This window comes from Lacipirellulaceae bacterium (genome assembly GCA_040218535.1).
Classification (GTDB): Bacteria; Planctomycetota; Planctomycetia; order Pirellulales; family Lacipirellulaceae; genus Adhaeretor.
Genome location: JAVJRG010000012.1, coordinates 170,232 through 191,606, shown reverse-complemented (window position 1 = coordinate 191,606; position 21,375 = coordinate 170,232). Strand labels below are relative to the sequence as shown.

The following is a 21,375-nucleotide window of genomic DNA, read 5'->3' as shown; positions in this document are numbered from 1 at the left end:
TGATAGGGGGCTTCTGTCGTGAAAATCGTTCCAGGCGTGGGCGAGACCCACAACGAACGTCAGGTACTTATCACTGAAAACTGACAACTGAAAACCCCCACGAAATGCAAACCAACGAACTCCGCGAAAAATACCTCGCCTTCTACGAAACCAAAGACCACACCCGCGTCGGTAGCGATGTCCTCGTCCCGACCTGGGATCCCAGCGTACTGTTCACCCCCGCAGGGATGAATCAGTTCAAGGATCATTTCTTGGGCAAAGTGAAGCTCGACTTCACGCGTGCGACAACCTGCCAGAAGTGCCTCCGCACGGGCGACATCGATAACGTGGGCCGGACGGCTTACCATCACACGTTCTTCGAGATGCTGGGCAACTTCAGCTTTGGCGACTATTTCAAGAGCGAAGCGATTCACTGGGCGTGGGAATTCCTCACCGAAGAGAAGTGGCTCGGCCTCGACCCGGCACGTTTGAGCGTGACCGTTTATAAAGATGACGACGAGGCAGCCGACATCTGGCACGAGAAGGTCGGCGTCCCCACGGCAAAGATTGCCCGGATGGAAGAGGACGAAAACTTTTGGCCCGCTAGCGCCCCGAGCCTTGGTCCCGATGGGGTTTGTGGTCCGTGTAGCGAAATCTACTACACGGACAAAACCGGTAAGGAAGTGGAAATTTGGAATCTCGTGTTCACGCAGTTCAACCGCGTCGGCGATCCGCCAGACAACCTGCGTCCGTTACCCTCGAAGAACATCGACACCGGCATGGGCCTCGAACGCACCGCCGCGACGCTTCAGGGCGTGCCGACGAACTACCACATCGACATCCTAATGCCAATCGTCGAAGCCGCCGCGGAAGTCTGCGGTGTGAAGTACGAACTCGATTCCGATGCGGGCCGCCGTTGCCGCCGGATCACCGACCACGTCCGCGCTTGCACATTTGCGGTGCATGAAAATGTTTACCCGGGTGCGAACAAGGAGAAGTATGTCGTCAAACGCTTACTCCGTCGTGCGGTTCTCGATGGTCATCAAATGGGTCTCAGTGAGCCGTTCCTGCACAAGCTCGTCCCAGCGGTCGTCGAACAAATGAAGGCTGCCTATCCCGAACTTACTGAAACGGTGGATCGCGTTTCGAGTGTCATTGAAAGCGAGGAGGCAAACTTCTTTGGCACGATTGACGCAGGGCTAAACCGCATTGATCGCGTGTTTGAGGAAATGAAGTCTGCAGGCAACATGATGGTCGAAGGAGCCGTTGCCGCGGAGCTTTACCAAACCTATGGCGTTCCGCCGGAACTCTTCGAGCAAATCGCTGCTGAGCAGAAGCTCGCCTTCGACTGGGACGGCTACGCGAAGGCGATGGAAGAACATGGTCAGGCGTCTGGAAAAGTGCAGCACACCGTCATGGGAGCGAAAGGCCCGCTCGATTCGCTCAAACAAGCACTCGAAGCGACGGAGTTCCTCGGGTACGAGTCGACCAGTGTCCCCGAAGTCCACGTCCTGGGTATCATCGCGGGTGAGGGTGAAGACGCAAAACTCGTCGAGGAGTTCGAAGCGAACGACGCAAACATTCCCGTGCAACTGGTGCTCGATCGCACGCCTTTCTACGGAGAAAGCGGCGGACAGGTGGGCGACAGCGGCAAGATTCTCTGCGCGACCGATCCAGGCTTCGTCTTTAAGGTCGAAGACGTCCAGAAGGATGGCTCCCTAGTGATCCACCACGGACATGTCTTGGAAGGCCGCATCCAAACGGGCGACTCAGCAGAAGCCACCGTCGATGAACCCCGCCGGGCTGCCATCGCCCGTGCCCATTCGGCAACGCATCTTCTGCATCTCGCTTTGCAGAAGCACCTTGGCACACACGCACAGCAACAAGGTTCGAAAGTCGATGACGATTGGCTGCGTTTCGACTTCACGAACCTGTCGCCCGTTTCGCAAGAACAGCTCGCCGGCATCGCCAGCGATGTGCGCGAACATGTCGAATCCGCCGCTGCTGTGAAGTGCGAGACGTTACCGCTCGCCGACGCACGCCAGCAAGGCGCGATGATGCTCTTCGGTGAGAAGTATCCCGACCCGGTCCGCATGGTTTCGATGGGCCCACTCGCAGGCGGGGCGATGAGTCGCGAGTTGTGTGGCGGTACGCATCTGACGAATACGGGCGAAGTCGATGCCTTTGAAATTCTCTCCGAGGAGGGCGTCTCTGCAGGGACGCGCCGCATTGTTGCGCTCACCGGCGAAAAAGCGAAGGATTATCGTGAACAGATCCGCCTGGCACTCACCGCCGCGGCAGAAAAGTTGCGCGTCGCTCCGTCAGACGTCCCCGCTGCCGCCCAGGCGTTGTCCGACCGCCGACGACAACTGAAGAAAGCACTCGAGACCGGCGGCTCGGTGGAGCAGGCCGAAGCACCCAAGCCGGCAGCGCCTGGCACAACGGGCGACGTGTCTGACGCTGAGATGAAACAATCCCTGACCGAAGCAGCCCGTTTGTTGTCGGTGGCTCCGATGGCGGTAGCGGATCGGATTGAAGCTCTTCAGGCCGAAGTTGCATCGCTCGACAAACGTCTCGACGAGCGTGCGAGTGCAGGCCCACTCACCGCAGATTCCTTGCTTGAGAATAGCGAAACAGTCGGCGACGCCACCCTTGTGGTCGCGGATGTGCCGGGCATCGAGCAGAACCTCATGCGTCAACTCATCGATCAGATCCGTCAAAAGACTTCCCCCTCAGCCGTGTTGTTGGCCAGCGCCAGCGGCGAAGACAAAGTCACGCTCATCGCCGGAATTTCCAAGGACTTGCAAGAGCGTGGACTCAGCGCCGGCAAGTGGATCGGCCCGGTCGCCAAAACCCTTGGCGGTGGCGGCGGCGGTCGCCCCGACATGGCCCAAGCCGGCGGCAAACAACCTGAGAAACTGCCCGAAGCGATGGATGTCGCCCGGAAGACGATCGCTGAAATGCTTCAGTAGCCAGCGATTCTCGCTTGGTCCAGTTTGCCGGGCATCAAGACTTGTCGTGCTCTGCGCTTACCTTATTGCTGGTAAGTTCCCTAGTTTATTGTGCGATGCTAGCACACAAGCTTTGTAACCGATTATGAAACACTATCATTCTCGAAGTAAACGAACTTCGCTTGTCGTTTTTATCTCGCAAGCCTAGATTGAAGGAAGTGCAGCAAGGCTTTTCTTTTTCGGAACGGACTGCTCATCACCAGCGAGTAGTCTTCACAGCGACAAGTCGTCTGCAACCATTGATGAAGGTGCCGCGTTGAGTAACGGATGATTGAGTCGCAAGGAGCGCACAGACATGATTAACGTATTGAGCAATGTTGAAGGCGGTTGGAACCTTGATGTCGACCGCGGCCCGGAATGGCTTTACGTCCGGCTGCATCCTGGCGAAGGCGATCCTGCCGACCCCACGAGATTCAGCGACCTGGCTGAGCGTCTCTGGACGTTAGCCGAGCAGCACTTCACTTATCGGCTCGTACTCGAGATGGAAGACGTCACCTTCCTTCCGAGTGCTTTGATGGGCCAGCTCGTGATGCTGCAGAAGCGCACGCTCAACCACGGCGGCTTCCTAAGACTCTGCGGATTGAGCGAGTCCTGCCAACAGGCACTCCACTTCTGCAGATTGGATCAAGCGCTCCCTTGCTTCATCAATCGCGAAGACGCGGTCCTGGGTGATTCGTTTTTCGCCCACCCTCGGTAGTGATGTCCCTGGCCGGGATGCCTAAGCACCTCGGACCACCTGCAAATTCAATCGCTCAAACATCCAGCGCCGGCAGTCCATCAATACTCACCCGGTTGTTCTCCTGCTGATACTTCAGCGTTCCTTCAGGACCCTTCCGGTCAGCCCAATCAGTCAGTTGGGTCCGCTCGCCTAGGTACTCATACTCCGGCACACCAAAACCGCAAGAGTCGCTGATCCTAGTGCAATTGATTTTGATAATCGCTCGCACGCCGGGAATTCGTGGTAACTGTTCTTGAAGAGCGTCGAACTCCGCGTCTCCCACGGCAACCACTTCCCCCGTACCCTGCAGCCGCACGATTTTTGGTGCGCCCGTAAACGCGCAGAACATAATTGTGATTCGCCCATTCTCCTTCAGGTGGGCAATCGTCTCCGCCCCGCTCCCGGTGAGATCAACAAATGCCACGGTTCGATCATCCAACACCCGGAACGAATCCAACCCCCGCGGCGAAACATTCACATGCCCGTCCGACGCTAGCGGAGCCGTCGCAACGAAGAACATCTGTTGCGAGTCAATATAAGCTTGAAGCTGCTCAGTGATTGTGTCGTAAATCTTGCCCATGTCTTCTCTAGACCAAACAGGTTTTTCTTAAATGCCGCAAGTACGCCAACGTCGGCTTCGGTTGCCCAAACACATCAAATAGGCCAGCATTTGGAAACTCGTGTGTCAGCGCGTCGCTCAGTTGGTTCCAAAGAATCACCTGAACCGTCGGACGCGACAGCAATAGTGGCACGATCTGCTTGGCCCAGGTAAGCTGCGCGTCTTTCAAGTGCTTCGCTTCAGCCGGCTCGATATTCGTCTTCGCCGTTGCCTTGTTGTCCGGATCATTGTTGTGGGCAGTTGAGAGCATCATCATCAACGGCACGCCCAGCAGACTCCACTGGTCGATCAGCCGACCGTACTCGAAGCTTGGCCGCCGCACGCTGCCGTGCGGCCAGAAACCAGAGTTGATCTCCAGTCCAAACCCAGACACGCCTAAATCGGCACGTACCAGGGCGTCGGCATAGTGCAGTGGAGCTAGCTCTTCTTTGGTGCCGGCCATGTACTCTCCCCACGGCTGATCGAACGACACAACCGTCGGCGTGCGTGGGTCGAGCTGCTTCACCGTTTGCACCGCTTGTGCTACAAGGTTGAGCCGTTGTTCTTCATCAAGGGAGAGCAGTCGCCCTGTGTTGACGCGTGAGGCGACATGCCACAGATGCACGCGTCCTGCGTATCGACTGACCACGGCACGCACGTGGTCCATCATCATTCGCGAGAGTTGTTCGTAATCTTCCCCTTCCCAAACGTACATCCACAGGGGAATTCCCGAATCGTCGAGCCTGAGCAACGGCCCCGCCGCAACTTTCAGTCCCGCCTTCTGGCACCAACCGAGTTGCTCGTCAGTTGCCTTGAAGTCGCGTTTGCCCTCTTCGCTTTCAATGCTCCTCCAGCCAATGGGCAACTGCACGATGTTCGACGCATCAACAAATTGTCGTCGGACTTCGACTGGCGGAGTTTCGGGACCCAAGCTCACTCCCAACAACGTCGAACTCGGCGTCTGCCGTTGCCGTTTGGCGAGCGACTGCTCCGTGTAGTTCTCGACTAAAAGGTTCGAGACGGATAGTGCTGCGGCGATGGCTCCGTTAGCAGCATTCGCGCACCGGGCCAAGTCGTGCTGGTTGGTGGCAGCGCGGGCGAAGCTAATCGTTGCTTGACGAAGCTGCTCTTGCAACTCGGGCGTCGATTCCAGGCCCAGCCATTCCCAGATGAATAGCCGCGAACGCAAACGCTGAATCAATCCGCGAGCCAGCTCCACTTCCAGCGTGTACGGCTTCTCACGCTCCATCAAGGTTGTGGAAGCGAGCATCTGCCTCCCGTGGCCCTGCACATTCCAGGGGACAAAAACATTCCCAGAATCGCTGACCGAACGACGCACCACTAGCAAGTCGTCTTGCCAACTAGCCGTGGTCGACCAGGGGATGTCCTCCATCCCGGCGACATAGATGCGTCCTAAACCATCGTCCCCCAAGCGGTCTCGTTCATAAACGCGAAACCGCAGCAAACCCATGGAAGTACGCCTGGCAGGAGTGAGAATTGGCAACGTCTGTGCCCTGAAGTTTCATTCTATCTGTCCGTTTCGCGTGCTACAAGCGCGGGGAAGTCCTCAGTCATCGGACTTCGGCACTCGTTGGTTTACCACATGAGCCCGAAGCCTGAGGTCTGAAGTCCGAAGCCGCCTCCCCTGCAAGCAAGTCAAGCAACGCATTACAATCAAACGAGTTGAAACTCCCTAGGAGGAATTCGCTATGGAAAATACGCCCCTACTCCATTCCAATCTCCCCCCGCTTCCCGGCGACTCTGTCCCCTGCCGCCACGGCAAAGTCCGCGACGTCTACGACCTCGGAGACACCCTCCTACTGGTCAGTACGGATCGCATAAGTGCCTACGATTGGGTGATGCCCAATGGCATTCCCGACAAGGGTCGCTTACTGACCGAGCTGAGTACGTTTTGGTTTGACTTGCTCGCGGAGTCTGATCTGGGCATCGCCAATCACCTCCTCGAAACCGACGTCCACGAAATGGGCTTTCCTGACGGAGCGGACCTAGAGCCGCTAGCAGGTCGAACCGTCATGGTTCGCAAGACCGAGGTCGTGCCGATTGAATGTGTCGTTCGCGGCTATCTCTCAGGCAGTGGTTGGAAGGAGTATCAAGAGACGCAGACGGTCTGCGGTGTTAAACTTCCCGCGGGTCTGGTCGAAAGCGACCAACTCCCAGAACCGATCTTCACCCCCGCTACGAAGGCAGAGCAGGGCGACCATGATGAGAACATCACCTTTGAACAAATGCGCGAGAAAGTCGGCCGCGAGCTGAGCGAAGAACTCCGCGAAAAGAGCATCGCCATTTACAAACGAGGAGCCCAGCACGCTGGAGAAAAAGGCATCATTCTCGCGGATACGAAATTCGAGTTCGGACACCACGACGGCGAGTTGTTCCTGATCGACGAAGCACTAACCCCCGACAGCAGCCGCTTCTGGCCAGCAGACCAATACTCGCCCGGCAAAGGACAACGCTCCTACGACAAACAATTCGTCCGCGACTGGCTCACCCAATCCGGTTGGGATAAAAACAGCCCGCCCCCTGAGTTGCCTGACGAGGTTGTTGAGAAAACGCGAGCGAAGTATGTCGAGGCGTATGAGTTGCTGACGGGCTCAGAGTTTGGCTGGTAGTTTTTTTGAACCACAGAGGACACGGAGTCCACGGAGTTTTGTTGGTAGATTCCTGATGGTGTGTGCTGAGAACGAATTGGCCATTTGGTTCTAGATAGTAGTTTCAATTGTTAACTACAAGAACTAATCACTACTTGTATTTTATAGTGCAAGCTTTCTTCTTGCTTCTCTCCGTGCTCTCCGTGTCCTCTGTGGTTCAAAATAGAATTAGGAAAGAGTTAGAATTCGGCGGTGGCCAAGAATCGTGGCTGAAACTGCCTCGCTAATCATCTAAAATAGCCCACACTTCGACGGCGGTTCGGCAGGCGACAGCGGCGGGCTGTGAAACGCGGAACTCCTCGGCCTGAACAAAGCTCTGGTGGTCGATCACCACGCTTCCCGGGGGCTGAGGACGACGCCCACTAGCAGTGATCGCGAACGCGGTTTGCCGTGCTGACGACCGAGCGGCCCGACGGAACGCCCGCTCTTTCGAACGATGGACGTCCATCTTTTTAGTTGCGTGAATAACACTGCATGCCGCTTGGCAATGACCAATGTCCAAATCCCAATGACCAATAACTCTGTGTGAAGACCTGACAGCGATTAAATCGCTTGTGATTGGTCATTTAGGCTTGGGCATTGGTCATTCCAGCCTACCCTCCCTCCCCAACTCTGCTATTTTCAGGGTATGATAGCAGCTGCGCTCATATTGCAGCACGACAGTAAGAAAACTAACCTTCCACGGCAGTTCTGCGCTATTGCTGCGCGGCACTCGCCCTTGACCTTTAGCCCCTCACCCCTCACACATGCTCCGTTATTTCACCGCTGGCGAATCCCACGGCAAGACGCTGCTTGCGCTCGTCGATGGTTTCCCCGCGGGCGTTACCATTGATGAAGAACCGATCAACTTCGAGCTAAAACGCCGCCAGGGCGGTTACGGACGGGGTGGGCGGCAGCGGATTGAAACCGATAAGGTCGACGTGCGCACCGGCGTGTGGCACGGGGTGACACTCGGCAGCCCGATCGCTCTGGAAGTGATCAACAAAGACTACAAACTCGAGCGGATGGACGACCTCGAACGTCCCCGCCCGGGGCACGGCGATCTGACCGGCGCGGTGAAGTACCTCGGCAGCATCCGCGGCGTGTTGGAACGCGCTTCCGCCCGCGAGACGGCTGTTCGCGTCGCCGCCGGAGCGCTAGCGAAGCAACTGCTTGCCGCGCTCGACATCACCGTCTTCGGGTACGTTACTGAAATCGGCCAAGAAAAGATCGAGCCGGTTGATGCGCCGCTGGAAGAACTCCGTCAGATTCGCGACGAGTCAATCGTCTACGGACTCGATCTCGCCCGTGACGAGCCGATCAAGCAGTACATCGACAAGACCGGTAAGGATGGCGACACCCTCGGCGGCATCATCGAGGTGCGCGTCGATGGTTTGCCGTTTGGCTTGGGAACGCATGCCCAGTGGGATCGCAAACTCGATGGTCGCCTCGCCCAAGCGGTGATGGCTGTGCAAGCGATCAAAGGCGTGGAGATCGGTCTCGGTTTCGAAGCAGCTCGTCGCCCAGGTTCCCAAGTCCACGATCCGATCCACTACGACGAGTCGAAGAAGAACACCCCCACACTTGGCTACGAACGCCCCACGAACAACGCCGGTGGCCTCGAAGCCGGCATGACCAACGGCCAGCCGTTAATCATCCGCGCCGCCAAGAAACCGATCAGCACGCTCGCCAAACCGCTGGCGTCGATCAACATGGAGACCAAAGCAGAGCAGGGTGCCAGCTACGAACGAAGCGACGTCTGCGCGATATCCGCCGCCAGCGTGATCATCGAAAACGTCGTCGCCTTCGAAATGGCCGCCGCCGTGGTGGATAAGTTCGGCGGCGACAGCTTGGAAGAAATCAAAGCCCGCCACGAACTATTCATGAAGATGGCCGCGGAACGTTGACTGATGGAAACATTTAGTTTTTTTAACCACAGAGGGCACGGAGAACACGGAGGAGAATGAACTATCGACTTAGTAATCAAGCTTCAAACGAGGTAGAAGATTGAAGTTTCAAAAACGCTTCTCGTTGAAAGTGGTCTTGGTGCTGGTCGCAATCGTCGCTCTTGTGTGTTCATGGTATGTAAAGAATGAACATGATTTCTTTTGGAAGCCTATTGGAGATAGTAGCACTGCTATAACAGATCGTGACGGTAACACGGTGTTGGTCGCTTGGGGCCTCTCTCATCACCGATGGGAGGATTCAAGGTCCATTGTCGAATACCTAGCTCTGGTACGTTCGAAACAGGGCGCAAAAGCAGCACTTGACCTTAAGCAGCTTGCCAATGAGTTAACAAGCCATTCTTTAGATTGGAGGAACAACGGTCAATGTGAGGTGGTGGAATACATTAACGGAGACTGGAGCTACGAAGGCGAACTAAGCTTAGATAAGTCCAAAATCAAAGCAACGATCAAGTCTCTTCAGGACGGACTAAGTATAGGACAAATTATCAAGAACACTGATAAGTGATTGGATGCGAGCGTACTAACTGTTGGGGATTGCTCTCAAACAAAACTCCGTGTTCTCCGTGCCCTCTGTGGTTCAAAAAAGTAGCTAAGCAAACGCAACAATCAGGCAAGGATGCCAACACTCCACGAGACAACTCGCAAAAGGATTTGCCGTCTCGGCTTTTTCCTGCTCTGCCTCGCACCTACCGTGGTGACGAGCGGCTGGATCGGTTCGCACTATTTGCCCGGTTCTCACGAGCGGTTAGAAGCGAGCCTCGCGGAACGTCTCCGCGTAACGCCTAAGCTGGCCGCTCAACAAAACCCAAAGCCCGGCCTCACCAGGTTTTCCTTCGCGACGCTTGCCGATTTCGCCGCTGCCAACCAAGTCGAGCTGCGGAAACTCGGCGACTTGCATGTCGTTCAAATCAAGGAAGCCAGCCTCAAGCTGGAATCGCTCGGAGAGTTACTGAAAGTCGCTGCAAGAGAGTGGGAATCGCCAACGGCAGAACCACTATTGCTGCGAATCGAGGTACTCAACATCGATTCCAAACGAGGTGATGAGACAAAGAACGAGTTGGCACTTCACAACGTTCGTCTTCAAGTCGATCGGGTTGGTGAGTTCGAGCGTTTGCGTTTGGCAGCACAGCTTGATCCTAATGAGGCGAACGCGATTTCGGCGCTCGTCCAGCAAGAAGCCGACGGCACTTGGAGAGCGAAACTCGATGCAAGTGCTACAGCTTTGCCAGTAAGGCTGCTTTCCTATTGTGCTCCCGTCCTGAAAGGTTTGGAGGGTAAGTTTCGAGGTAAGATTCGGTGGGACTCGAGAGGCGAGCAGATCGTTGGCTTTGCCCAGGGAACTATCACAGGTAATAAACTTAGTGATTATCTCCCAGGGCGATTCCCCCAGGATGCCACGGGCGAAGCGCTTGTTGAGTTAGAGGAATTGGCTTTCGTCGGCGATCGAATCCAAAGACTCAATGGAGCATTGCAGGTTGAATCAGGCGAGCTTAGCGCACGACTATTCGCGGAGATCGAGAAGAAGTTGTGGTGTCGTCCCCAGGCAGAAAACCTGGCAACTCCAGGAATCCAACCGCAGCAATCAATCCCCTTTGATCGCCTTGCGGTGCGCATGGTGTTCAATGAAAAAGGATTCAGCCTGTGGGGCGATTTGCCGGAAGACGCGGGGCGAGTCGATGCACGACTGATGGTTCGCGACGGCAAGGCACTGTTGTTGCAGCCTGCGTGGGTTGATTTTTCGGCTGGCTATTGGGTGCAATTCGCCGTTGGTGAAACTCCCACCGCGATGCCTGTCAGTCGCGAGGCGATTGAATTAGCTCGCAGGTTGCCAGCGCCAGCGAAAGAGAAAACTGCGAAGTGATGCCATCACGGAGCAAGCTCCGCGGCGAAACGCTAAAGAGAAAGTCGACTTCCATGTGAGCGTTGAATTAGAAACTACGTTTCACGGCCCACTGCCCACTGCCTACTCTTCATGCTCGACCAACCTGCTATAGGAATGCTTTCCGGCGCTGCCTTACTCGGCGCTGCAGGTCTGCGTGCAGGTCTCGCAGCACACAGTGGGCGACGCGCTAAAAGGCGCAAAGCCGATCAACGTTCCCATCAGCAGCGCGAATTCAACACTCAGCTTGAAGCAGCGCTCCAGTGGGCCAAAGCAAGCCAGCCCGCCTTGAAAGCGTGGCAAGGGACGCGGCCCTTTTGTGTAACCGCCATCGTAGACGAAGCGTTTCACTGCCGTTCGTACTATCTCGAACCAACCGACGGCCAGCCGTTGCCGAGCTTTGCACCTGGGCAGTATTTGACTTTCCATTTGCCAACAGGCGATCCGCAGCGCCCCTTGGTTCGTTGCTACACGCTTTCAGATCGTTGGCGAAGCGACCGCTATCGGGTGACCATCAAACACGCCTTGCCTCCCGCCAACTCGCCCGGCATACCCGCGGGGCTGGGGAGTAGTTACTTTCATCAGCATGTCGCTGTCGGCTCGACCCTGGAATGTGAAGCACCACAAGGATGCTTTTTCTTTGATACCTCCGACTCTCTGCCTGTGGTCTTCATCGCGGGGGGGATCGGGATGACCCCCATGATGAGCATGATTGTCTCGCTGGCCCAGCGACAGGACATGCGCGACGCGTGGCTGTTTGCCGGTTTCCGTAACGGTGACGAGCGCCTGTTTGCGGGTGAGCTTTTGAAACTCCGCGAACAGTTGCCGAAGCTACGAGTACGCACCGCTTACTCACGTCCTTCCTCGGCGGATCATGCTCGTGGCAACGGAACGCTCGCCGGTTACGATCACTGCGGATACATTGATCTCGATTATCTCCAGTCGGAATTGGGAACAAACAACTATCGCTTCTATATCTGCGGACCGCCGGCCATGATGCAGTCGCTCGTGCCTGCGATTTGGGCGTGGGGCGTGCCGCGCGAGCATGTTCATTTCGAAGCTTTCGGCCCAGCGACGATCAGCGGAATCGACACGCTCGACCGAGAACCGTGCGACGTGAAGTTTACGGGCACAGGTGAAACGGTCCGTTGGACCAGTGACCAGGAAACGATCCTCGCCGCTGCACAACACGCGGGGATCGACCTTCCTTCAGGTTGTCGCGCTGGGAATTGTGGCCAATGCCGTGTGAAAGTCCTGGCAGGCAGTGTTAGTCACGTGAAGCCTCCGGGCGTTGAGTTGGGCGAGGGTGAGTGCCTAGCCTGCATTGCAGTGCCAGAAGGAGATGTGGTCTTGGAGTGATGGGGACCTCGTTCCCACGCTTCCGCCTCGCTTCGGGAAAAAACGTAGGGTATGCCGAGGCACGAGGCATACTGCGAGCCATACAGTGAACGCACGAGAACTTCAAACATGTCTGAAGAACAGAGAGAAGACAAATCGCAGCATTGCGGCGAGAAGAGAAAGCCGCGCCTTCTTGAGAGGTATTCAGAGACGATCAATCCGATGGAAGCGTTGGATGATGGAATGAAGGACGCGTGGGAATTACACGACAAGTTCAACGGCTGCCTTTTTAACCTTAGTTGTGTAGGAGGAGGAGTTGTCGGGGTCGTTTACGGAATCATCGTGGGTAGTCCCTACTATCTGGTCCTCGGTGCAGTGCTCCTAGCATTGTTTATCTACCTGAATCGACTAGATAAGAATCCTTAAGCTTCTGCGAGGATTGACGCAACCCTAAGCTGCTGGGGCTTGACCCTGGTATGCCTCGTGCCTCGGCAATACCCTACGCCAATCTATGACCTACACTTTCCCAACCACTCTCTCGGCACACCTTCCAAGTACAAGTCATGGTCATCAACATTCGCAAAATCGTTACAACCTTCAGCCTGTCGCTGCTGCTGGGGATTTCGCAAGCGTGCCAAGCTAGTGACGCAAAGCCGTTGCCGGGCAATATTCCAGCCAAGCTCCGAGAAATACAGGCGAAGTGCGACCCCGCCAACGTCCTTGGCGTTGATGCTTGCGTGAAATGTCACGGGGCTGAGATTGGGCAATGGAAGACCACGCCGCATTATGCCACGTTTGAAACCTTGCATCGCAAGCCGGAAGCGAAAGAGATTGCAAAGAAGTTAGGTTTAAGAAGTGTCAAACGCAATGAGACGTGCACCAAATGCCATTACACGTGCCAGGAGACTGAAGGACGGACTCGTGTCGTGGCTGGCGTCTCATGTGAATCTTGTCACGGGGCGGCAAAGGATTGGGTCGACTTGCACGCCGACTATGGCGGGCCGACGGCTACGCGAGAGAGCGAATCCCCTGAGCATCGTCAGCAACGTTTGCAGAAGAGCATTGCCGCGGGGATGAACAACCCGACGAACTTGTACCTTGTCGCGCGACAATGTTTGGCGTGCCATACTTCGCCGAACGAGAAGCTCGTCAATGTTGGCGGACATAAGCCAGGGAGTACTGACTTCGAACTGGTCGCCTGGTCGCAAGGGATGGTGCGGCATAACTTTCTCCGTGGCAATGGTGAAACCAATGTGCCCTCGACACCCGAACGGCTACGTGTGATGTTCGTCGTCGGAGTGATGGCCGACCTGGAAGCAAGCTTCAAAGCGACAGCTTTAGCCACTGAAAAAGCTGCGTTCGGGATCACCGCGGCCAAGCGAGCTTTGGCCCAAAAAAAACGTCTGTACCAAATTCGCAAACTCACGGATAATACGCACGTTGCTGCCGCAATGGATGCTGCCCTCAGCGTGAAGTTAAAGCTCAACAATCGCGAGGCACTTCTGGCAGCGGCAGAGAGAATCGGCCAGTCTGCCTACGAGTTTGCTTCGACAGCCGACGGAAAAGACTTGCAAGCAATTGATCCGTTGCTGCCAGCTCCGAGCAGCTACAAATGAACGAGCGTGGTGCAAGCACACGGCGTAATATTGTGAGTAGCTTTGGGCTTGAAAACTGAACACTGACAACTAAAAACTGCGAAGCACATGGAAGTCGCCGTCAGCCGTCCCCAGCGTTGGGATCAGCCGTTCAGTCCGTCGATGCGTGACGTCGATGTCGAGCATCTCTTGCAGCTCGATCCCTTCGCCCAGATCGATGCCCAAAGGTTTCCCGCAAGTTTGTCGCTTCGCGACTTACTTCTCAACGACACACGGATTGTTGACTACAAGAGCGGAGACTTCATCGTCCGCGAGGGCGACTATGGCAGTAGTGCATTTCTCATTCTGCAAGGGAACGTCCGCGTCGTTCTGAGTGGACTCTCCGCGGAGTCGATGGGACGACCCTCCGAGAGGAAAAGAAGCTGGTGGTCGGCGCTATGGCAGTTGGCCACTAACCCCAAGCTGCCGGAAGTTCGCCACGGCAAGTCGTCCGCGACGGCATCCTTTGATCTCTCGGATGTGGAATCCGATCCAGACAGTCTGACCTCCGTCCGCAAGGATGCTGAGGGGCCTCGCGTATTTGTGCAAGATGTTCCCCGACTTGTTGCCGGCACCGAAAACGATCGGCTCGGTCCCGGTGAACTCTTTGGCGAGTACGCCGCCATGACACGGAGTCAGCGACCGGCAACAGTTTTCGCTGAGGGGGAAGTGACGGTCGTCGAGATTCGTTGGCAAGGGTTGCGCGACCTCATGCGACGCACCGAAGCGTTGCGTCTGCATGTCGAACGGCTCTATCGACAAAACAGCTTGCGATTGCACCTTCGAGAAACACCATTGTTGGAGTCGCTTTCAACGACACAGATCGACGCGGTTGCTGAGGCAACTGTCTTCGAGTCGCACGGACATTTCAGTTGGAACGATAACTACGAAGCAACCTTGCGAGGAAGGCGCGGCGATGCGGTCGAGCGCGAGCCCGTCATTGCTGAAGAGAACCAATCGGCTGACGGATTGTTGCTCGTGCGTTCCGGATTCGCTCGGGTCAGTCAGCGCTTTGGAAGTGGTCACCGCACACTGGCTTATCTGGGCAAAGGTCAAGCCTTTGGCTCTTCGGAAGCAGTAAGATCCTTCCAAGAGCAGAGAACAATTTCGCTTGAGTTCTCACTTCGCGCACTGGGATACGTCGACGTGTTGCGTATTCCCAGAGAGGCCTTGGAAGCTCTCGTTCTGCCTCACTTGTCACCGGCCAAGGTGGCCGAGTGGACGCTCAAGCCCCTGTACGGCGTGACGAATCAGCAACTGGTTAGCTCAGCACCGAATGCCAATCCGGGCAAGAAACTGAATCAAGCCAAGCTCGAATTCTTAGTTGAGCGGCGACTGATCAATGGTCAACAAGCGATGGCTATTGATTTGGAGCGCTGTACCCGCTGTGACGATTGCGTTCGCGCTTGTGCGGCGACGCACGACAATAACCCCCGATTCGTCCGACAAGGTCCACGCCATGGACCCATCCAAATTACACACGCCTGCATGCACTGTGTTGATCCGGTCTGCATGATTGGCTGCCCAACCGGCGCCATCGCGCGTGATACGGCAACCGGGGTGGTGCGGATTAACGATCAAAGTTGTATCGGCTGCACCACTTGCGCGAACAGTTGCCCGTATGACAATATCAAGATGGTTGAGATTCGTGACCGACGCGGTTCAGTTCTCATCGATGAATCCACGCACCAACCAATTGCCAAAGCAACGAAGTGTGACCTGTGCCACAACCAGCCGACAGGACCCGCTTGCGTCGCTGCCTGCCCACATGACGCTCTAGTACGGATTGACTTAGGCAATCTGGGTGAATTATCTGGCTGGCTCGATCGCTAGTCGTCAAGTAAATGCTCGTGAGTTTTCTGGCGATTCTGTTTTGACCACGAATTAAACGAATAACACGAATAGAATTATCATTCTCAACTCGAATAGATAAGGTTCTCGATCAACGCCACTTTGACAGAAAGTATTCGTCCTATTCGAGTTATTCGTGGTTAGAAAAAGTCCTGACAGTAACTCTTCAATGCGCCCCTTCACTCGCCGCCGAATCGTCAACAGCTCGATTGCAATCGTTGCTGTTGCGCTGATCGCTTGGTGGGTTCGCCGGGTTGAACTCTCGCTAGGACGTTCTGCGTTTCATAGCGGCTGGCTGCTGATGGCGGCAATGATCGTACTAGCGAGCTATTCACTGCGGAAACGATTGCCAACGCTACCACTGGGACGATCTGCCTGGTGGATGCAGATGCACATTTATCTTGGCTTTGCATCGATCGCCATTTTCTTGCTCCACATTCAGTGGCGGCTCCCCAACGGCATCCTGGAAACCACCCTCGCTTGCGTCTTCGCCGCCACCATTGCCAGTGGCTGCTTGGGCCTGTATTGGACCCGAACCTTACCACAACGTTTGGCCCGAGTTGGCGAAGAAGTCCTCTACGAAGAAATCCCTCGCCTAAGACAACTCATTCGCGACCACGCACAATCAACCATCCTCGCAACGGTGAGAACCTCCGGGCAAGTAACCTTGGGGGAGTATTACGATCAGCATCTCAGCAGCTACTTCGCCAGTCGACGTAGCTGGCAGTATCGCTTGCGGCCAACCAGTGAGCGACGCAAACAATTAATGGCAGATCTCACGGAAGCTACGCGATACCTTTCAGATGCAGAACGCAAAACGGCGGAACAGTTATTCTCATTAATACGTCGTCGAGACGACCTCGATTACCACGACGCATTGCAGTGGCGATTGAAGGGCTGGCTATTCGTTCATATCGCTCTAACATTTCCACTCCTGCTGCTTGCCGCCTTCCACGGTTGGACGGCGCATCTTTTTTCGGGTGACCTGTTGCTTGGTCTGAGTCGTCTGGATTACCCGAGACTGGGTCATCTAGGAATGGGGGTGGCGACGTGAGAGGTCCGCTCGACCCTGAAGGCTCAGGCGACTACCATCGCCCGAACCAGCCGTGGCAGTGTGATGCCGAGACACCTTGCCCTCTGGGGCCGACGCTCGGCGGCAGTTGCTCACACGGCAACGGTTGTCACCCCAAGCAAGAGGGCGATCGTTGGCTTTGCAACCGATCGGACATGCGCGGAGGCCCCTGCGAGGAGGGCCCCTCGCCTGAAGGCGAATGTTGCGTGCAGTACAATTGTACGCCGACGCGTTCGATTCGCTCGCGTCGTGGCAGATTCGTTGTCGGTATTCTACTCGCAGTTGCTGGAGGTCTCCTCACGCTGATTAGTAGTTCCTGGCGGAACGAGGTGCTCGCACCCGGGATGTTGACGCGGCCCCATGCACAACTCATTACCACGGGGCAGAGCAAAGACCGTTGCATCAATTGTCACGCTGCTGGGAATGCAAGTCTTGGTCAGTGGTGGGCTCATACCACCGGCGGTGTCGCCTTGCAGCCGATGCAGTCTCAACTCTGTATGAAATGTCATGAGCAAACATTTTCAGCCAAGTACGCCTTAGCCGCCCATAATCTGCCGGTTGCTTCCCTTTGTGAGCGTACCGCGGAGAAACATGGGATCGAAGCGATCGGCACCGGGAGAATTGATTCACGAAACGCAATCGCCTGTGCCGCATGCCACCGTGAGCACCACGGCTTGGACCATGATCTCACGGCCATCGATAGCGCTTCCTGCCAGGCGTGCCATGTTGAGAAGATCGATTCCTTCACTACGGATCATCCTGAATTTACAGGCTGGCCTTACCGTGAGCCGACGAGGATTTCCTTTGACCACGCCTCACACAGCGGCAAGCACTTTCCCAAGGAGGACCAACCGTTCAACTGCCAACAGTGCCACGTCGAAGATCAAGGAGGTGGCATCAGCACGCTTGGCTATGAGAGTTCTTGTGCGAGTTGTCATGAGAAGGGAATCAACGCGAGCTTGTCTGACGGCGTCTCGCTTGTTTCGTTACCGACGCTGGACGCTGAGACTTTGCTTGAGGCAGGAGCAGAGATTGGCGCGTGGCCTGAAGATGCCGACTTCGACTTCGATGGTCAGCTTTCGCCAGTCACACGCTTGTTGCTCTCGTCAGATGAACGAGCGCTTTCAGCGATGCAAATGTTAGGGCCAGAGTTTAGTTTCTTTGACATCGATATCGACGACCCGCAGCAACTCCAAGTTGCAGGCGACATCATCAAGAGTCTGAAGCAGTTTGTCGCTGAGCTAGAAGAGAAAGGGCCGTCGGCAATCACCACCCGAGCAGAGAAGGTTCTGGGAAGGCCGTTGAGCAAGCCAGAAGCCGCACGACTAGAAAGCGGACTCTCGCAACAGATGCTGCAGGAGTATCGCCAACACTGGTTCGGCCAGCGGCAAACTTCAGAGGAGGCATCGCCAGAGAAAGTTTCAGGGACCTGGAAGCGAGATGATGCATCCTTCGCGTTGAAGTACCATCCGAGCGGTCATTCCGATCCTTGGCTGCAGGGGTGGCTTGATCTCGCCGCTGAAGCCAACCGCGGTGGTCGGTCAGTCATGGCAGACCAACTGCTTAAGGAGATGTTTTCTCCAACGTCACCAGGCCTTTGTAGCACCTGCCACACCGCGGTGCGTGAGGAGGATCGAATTGTGAAGATTCATTGGCGGTCGTTACAGACCGATTCAAGACCGCGAGGATTCACTCATTTCTCACACACGCCCCATCTGACCCAGCCCAGATTACAAGATTGCAAGAGTTGTCATCGGGTGAGTGAGGATCGACCTCAAGGTGAAGTTCGCGCTGGCCAGCTTCAGGATTCCGGTTTCGAACCGCTCGAAAAATCAGGCTGCGCGTCGTGCCATACCCATCAGGCGGCAGGTGAAAGCTGTACACAATGTCACCACTATCATGTTGATCCGATAGGTAGCGAACTCGACGCTTCCCTCCTTCTTGAAAGGACGGAAGAAAAACTTTCCGTCGATAACCAAGATCGATTCCCCGGTAGCGAATTACAAAGATAGAGCCGCATGGTGCGTCTCAAGAGTTTTGTGGTTTGTTAGACGAGGGATTCGATCATGTTGGTAGCAAAAGAAGTCAGTGGCGTCCGAGCCGCAAGGCGTAAGCCTGCGGGTAGCACTCCAGTAACCGTCGCTTTGCTGGTGGCCTTGTTCGGCAGTGCAGCAGCGACTGCCAACGCACAAGAAGAAACGATTACCGGTCGGATTGAATTCGACCACGCGGCGATTCCCAATGCGGAGGCAGCCTTTGAAGTAGACCTTGGCAAGGGCATGTTGACCGATGTCAGCGGCCTGTTTGGAGCCGCCTTGGATGGCATCGTCGAGGGGCTGCTGGAAAGCGTGAAGGGCCAGGAGTCACAAGCGATTACGCAGTCTGCGGAGTACCTAAAATCCGTTCAAGAGATCATCAACCAAGTCGGTGGAGCGGTTAGCGAAGTGCGGATTCGCGGTTACGACCGACTGACCGAGGAGGATAGCGGCAAGCGTTCTGCTCTGATTGCACACTACCAGAAGCGTATCAAAGAAGCCAATTGGGACGACCTTGTCCGCGTCCGCGAGCGCAACGCAACGGCAATCGTTTCAGCCCTCCGAGAAGATGGCGCGATCCGTGGCCTGTTCGTCATCGGCTCAGAAGGAAACAATCTCGTCCTCGTGAACGTGGTGTGTGATCTTTCGCCAGAGAAGGTGAAGATCGTCTCGAAGAACATCGCCCAGCTCTCGATGAAGCTCGGGCTCAAGCAAGAGCTTGAGAAAGTGATGCGCGAGATTCAACGCGATATGCACTAAGTGGGTAGTAGGGTATCGCCGAGGTACGAGGCATACCATGCCTTGCTTCTTGGTATGCCTCGTGCCTCGGCATACCCTACCTGTAATCGATTCCTCAGAACTTCTTCCGCAGTTCAACCCGCATGCCGCTAATGTCGTCGGCGTTATCGAGCCAACCGTACATTGCATCGGTTCGCAAGATGACTGAGCGATTCAAAGGGCGTTGGTAACGTACCCCGAAGGCATACTGATCGCCGGGTGCGTTGCGATTAGCGGCATCGTCGTAGGCTTGCACGGTGGCGAATTCCAGGATGAGCTGTTTCTCAAAGATCTGGCCTAGCAGGTCAACGCCGAGGGCGGCTCCGTAAGTGTTCCGCGCTGTATCGTCGAGAATCGGATAGCCGGTGAGCAGGTCGCTTTCGAAGTTGATGCCAGTGTTCTTCAACACGCCTTGAATGCGTCCCAAGGGTTGAGGGCTGCCGAAGCCGGCAAACAGGTTCGCGTAAGGTACCACGCGATAGGGGTTGCGTGTGAGAAAGCTGTTCTCTAGCAGCACCAAGTAGCCATCGGCGGTCCGCAGATCTTTTGGTCCGTCTTGCCCAGTGTTGATCAGAAGACGCGCTGAGTTCGAAACGAAGTTTGCATAGCGCCGCGTGTAGCTGAAAGCCAAATTGTGATAACTGCGACCCGAGTTTGTGACATCGTTCACGTACGCCCAGCCGGCCTCGAAGTATCCTCCGCGACGCTCGATGAACGTCGTGGCGCCGACAAAGTCGGCTTGGTCAGCCGCAGGTCCATCGAAGGCACGGGTGTTTAGTTCATCCCAGCCGACAAAGAATGTCGTGTCGAAGTTCGACCAATCAAGCCCTGGCGAGTTCCTCGCCGGGATCGTCGCCGCGGCTCCGACGAAAGAATCTTCCAACCAAATGCCGTTCTGGAATAGCAGAGGAATCAGTCCCACAGCAAACGGTGCATCAAACGGTGCTTCGATGCCACGGAAGCCGCCGAGGATTTGGCCGAAGTCTCCTTCAAAATAAAGCGCGTCGGTGTTTTGATCGAACCCGTCGTAGTTCTCTTGGTAGGTCGCATCGCCGCCATCGAAAAGGATCCCCGTGAAATCTAAACCACGATCAAGTGGCCCCCAGAACGCATGAACGCGTTCGGTACTGGTGATCCAGAAATCAATCTCGAGGTTCAGTCGGTTGTTCCAACGTGTTTCGGTATTGCCGTTGAAGTTGTTATTAGCGATCGCCTGACGGTAATCGCCATAGACGAAGAACTTCGGCTGAACCAGGTTTGTGGGGCCCAAGAAATAGAACGAAGGAGGCCACGGGCCGTTGGGATAGAATGGCAGCGGCTTCTCGCAGAGAGGTCGCTGTTCGCAGATGGGCCGTTTGCCGCCGTAGATCTGTAACTCACCAAAGGAATCGAAACTGAACTGCGGGCAGATCGGGTCAGGTGAGAAATCGTCGGACGAATACTGGGTTTCGCACCCGCGGCAATCGTGCGCGTGTGGCACAAAGTGCGGTGCTAGGTGAAGTGCTTCATCTTTCTTGCGAGGCGCGTCTGCATAAGCTTCCCAAGGAGGAGCGTGCGCAGAGACAACCGCCGGATTGACCGGAGCGACAAGACCACCGTGTCGCGTCGGTCCACGCAGATAGCCAGGCGACGGTAATGCCGGTGGCGCGAAGCTCGTCGAAGGTCGAACTGGCCCCGGACAATAAGCACCGGGCGCATCAAACAAAGGCTGCCCGGCGAATGATGTTTGCAAAGAAGAAACCATCAAAGCGCACGCTGTTATCGATCGATACAGCAGTCGATTGAAGCTCATTCGATAATCGATGTGCGTGCTTTGCATGAACTCTCAATAAAAAGCTAACAGCCAATAGCTAACCGCTAACAGCTT

Annotated in this window: 17 protein-coding genes; 13 read left to right on the top strand and 4 right to left on the bottom strand. The window is 55.7% G+C overall.

From position 1 onward, the window contains the following. The first annotated feature begins 104 nt into the window (after positions 1-104). The gene (gene alaS / locus RIB44_14720; protein ID MEQ8617823.1) at positions 105-2,951 is read left to right on the top strand and encodes an alanine--tRNA ligase; all 2,847 of its coding nucleotides are present in this window, start codon (positions 105-107) and stop codon (positions 2,949-2,951) included. Positions 2,952-3,285: 334 nt separating this feature from the next. After that, positions 3,286-3,687, top strand: coding sequence for an STAS domain-containing protein (locus tag RIB44_14715; protein MEQ8617822.1), 402 nt, complete (start codon positions 3,286-3,288; stop codon positions 3,685-3,687). Between the two features lie 55 nt (positions 3,688-3,742). Here the strand turns inward: RIB44_14715 and RIB44_14710 are convergent, their stop codons facing one another. Both RIB44_14710 and RIB44_14705 read right to left on the bottom strand, forming a co-directional pair. Further along, positions 3,743-4,288, bottom strand: coding sequence for a pyridoxamine 5'-phosphate oxidase family protein (locus RIB44_14710; protein ID MEQ8617821.1), 546 nt, complete (start codon positions 4,286-4,288; stop codon positions 3,743-3,745). A 7-nt stretch (positions 4,289-4,295) separates the two neighbouring features. Then, the gene (locus tag RIB44_14705) at positions 4,296-5,810 is read right to left on the bottom strand and encodes an endo-1,4-beta-xylanase (protein MEQ8617820.1); all 1,515 of its coding nucleotides are present in this window, start codon (positions 5,808-5,810) and stop codon (positions 4,296-4,298) included. 205 nt (positions 5,811-6,015) lie between these two features. Here RIB44_14705 and RIB44_14700 point away from each other — a divergent pair, with 205 nt between their 5' ends. Further along, complete coding sequence (locus tag RIB44_14700) at positions 6,016-6,936, top strand: phosphoribosylaminoimidazolesuccinocarboxamide synthase (GenBank protein MEQ8617819.1); 921 nt, start codon at positions 6,016-6,018, stop codon at positions 6,934-6,936. A 262-nt stretch (positions 6,937-7,198) separates the two neighbouring features. Here the strand turns inward: RIB44_14700 and RIB44_14695 are convergent, their stop codons facing one another. Continuing rightward, positions 7,199-7,423 (bottom strand): hypothetical protein, encoded by a 225-nt coding sequence (locus RIB44_14695; GenBank protein ID MEQ8617818.1) that lies wholly within the window; start codon positions 7,421-7,423, stop codon positions 7,199-7,201. A gap of 298 nt (positions 7,424-7,721) precedes the next feature. On the opposite strand from RIB44_14695, the gene aroC reads away from it, so the two are divergent. From aroC to RIB44_14645, 10 genes are all read left to right on the top strand, one after another. Next, positions 7,722-8,861: a chorismate synthase gene (aroC, locus tag RIB44_14690; protein MEQ8617817.1), complete on the top strand. Its 1,140-nt coding sequence runs from the start codon at positions 7,722-7,724 to the stop codon at positions 8,859-8,861. 100 nt (positions 8,862-8,961) lie between these two features. Next, entirely contained in the window at positions 8,962-9,426 is a 465-nt protein-coding gene (locus tag RIB44_14685) for a hypothetical protein (GenBank protein MEQ8617816.1), read from the top strand. Positions 9,427-9,537: 111 nt separating this feature from the next. Then, a complete protein-coding gene (locus RIB44_14680; protein ID MEQ8617815.1) occupies positions 9,538-10,782 on the top strand; it encodes a hypothetical protein in 1,245 nt (414 codons plus the stop codon). 111 nt (positions 10,783-10,893) lie between these two features. After that, positions 10,894-12,159: a 2Fe-2S iron-sulfur cluster-binding protein gene (locus tag RIB44_14675; GenBank protein ID MEQ8617814.1), complete on the top strand. Its 1,266-nt coding sequence runs from the start codon at positions 10,894-10,896 to the stop codon at positions 12,157-12,159. Positions 12,160-12,267: 108 nt separating this feature from the next. Further along, positions 12,268-12,564 carry a hypothetical protein gene (locus tag RIB44_14670; GenBank protein MEQ8617813.1) on the top strand — a complete coding sequence of 99 codons (297 nt, stop codon included), beginning with the start codon at positions 12,268-12,270 and terminating at the stop codon, positions 12,562-12,564. A 137-nt stretch (positions 12,565-12,701) separates the two neighbouring features. Next, positions 12,702-13,754 carry a cytochrome c family protein gene (locus RIB44_14665; protein MEQ8617812.1) on the top strand — a complete coding sequence of 351 codons (1,053 nt, stop codon included), beginning with the start codon at positions 12,702-12,704 and terminating at the stop codon, positions 13,752-13,754. 87 nt (positions 13,755-13,841) lie between these two features. After that, positions 13,842-15,605 (top strand): cyclic nucleotide-binding domain-containing protein, encoded by a 1,764-nt coding sequence (locus tag RIB44_14660; GenBank protein MEQ8617811.1) that lies wholly within the window; start codon positions 13,842-13,844, stop codon positions 15,603-15,605. A 187-nt stretch (positions 15,606-15,792) separates the two neighbouring features. Further along, positions 15,793-16,677 carry a hypothetical protein gene (locus RIB44_14655; protein ID MEQ8617810.1) on the top strand — a complete coding sequence of 295 codons (885 nt, stop codon included), beginning with the start codon at positions 15,793-15,795 and terminating at the stop codon, positions 16,675-16,677. After that, on the top strand, positions 16,674-18,707 hold the full coding sequence (locus RIB44_14650) for a hypothetical protein (protein ID MEQ8617809.1): 2,034 nt from the start codon (positions 16,674-16,676) through the stop codon (positions 18,705-18,707). The genes RIB44_14655 and RIB44_14650 overlap by 4 nt, the downstream gene beginning before the upstream one ends. Positions 18,708-18,761: 54 nt before the next feature. Then, a complete protein-coding gene (locus RIB44_14645) occupies positions 18,762-19,490 on the top strand; it encodes a DUF4252 domain-containing protein (GenBank protein MEQ8617808.1) in 729 nt (242 codons plus the stop codon). A gap of 94 nt (positions 19,491-19,584) precedes the next feature. Here RIB44_14645 and RIB44_14640 read toward each other — a convergent pair whose 3' ends face one another. Further along, positions 19,585-21,327: a hypothetical protein gene (locus RIB44_14640; protein MEQ8617807.1), complete on the bottom strand. Its 1,743-nt coding sequence runs from the start codon at positions 21,325-21,327 to the stop codon at positions 19,585-19,587. Between the last annotated feature and the right edge of the window lie 48 nt (positions 21,328-21,375).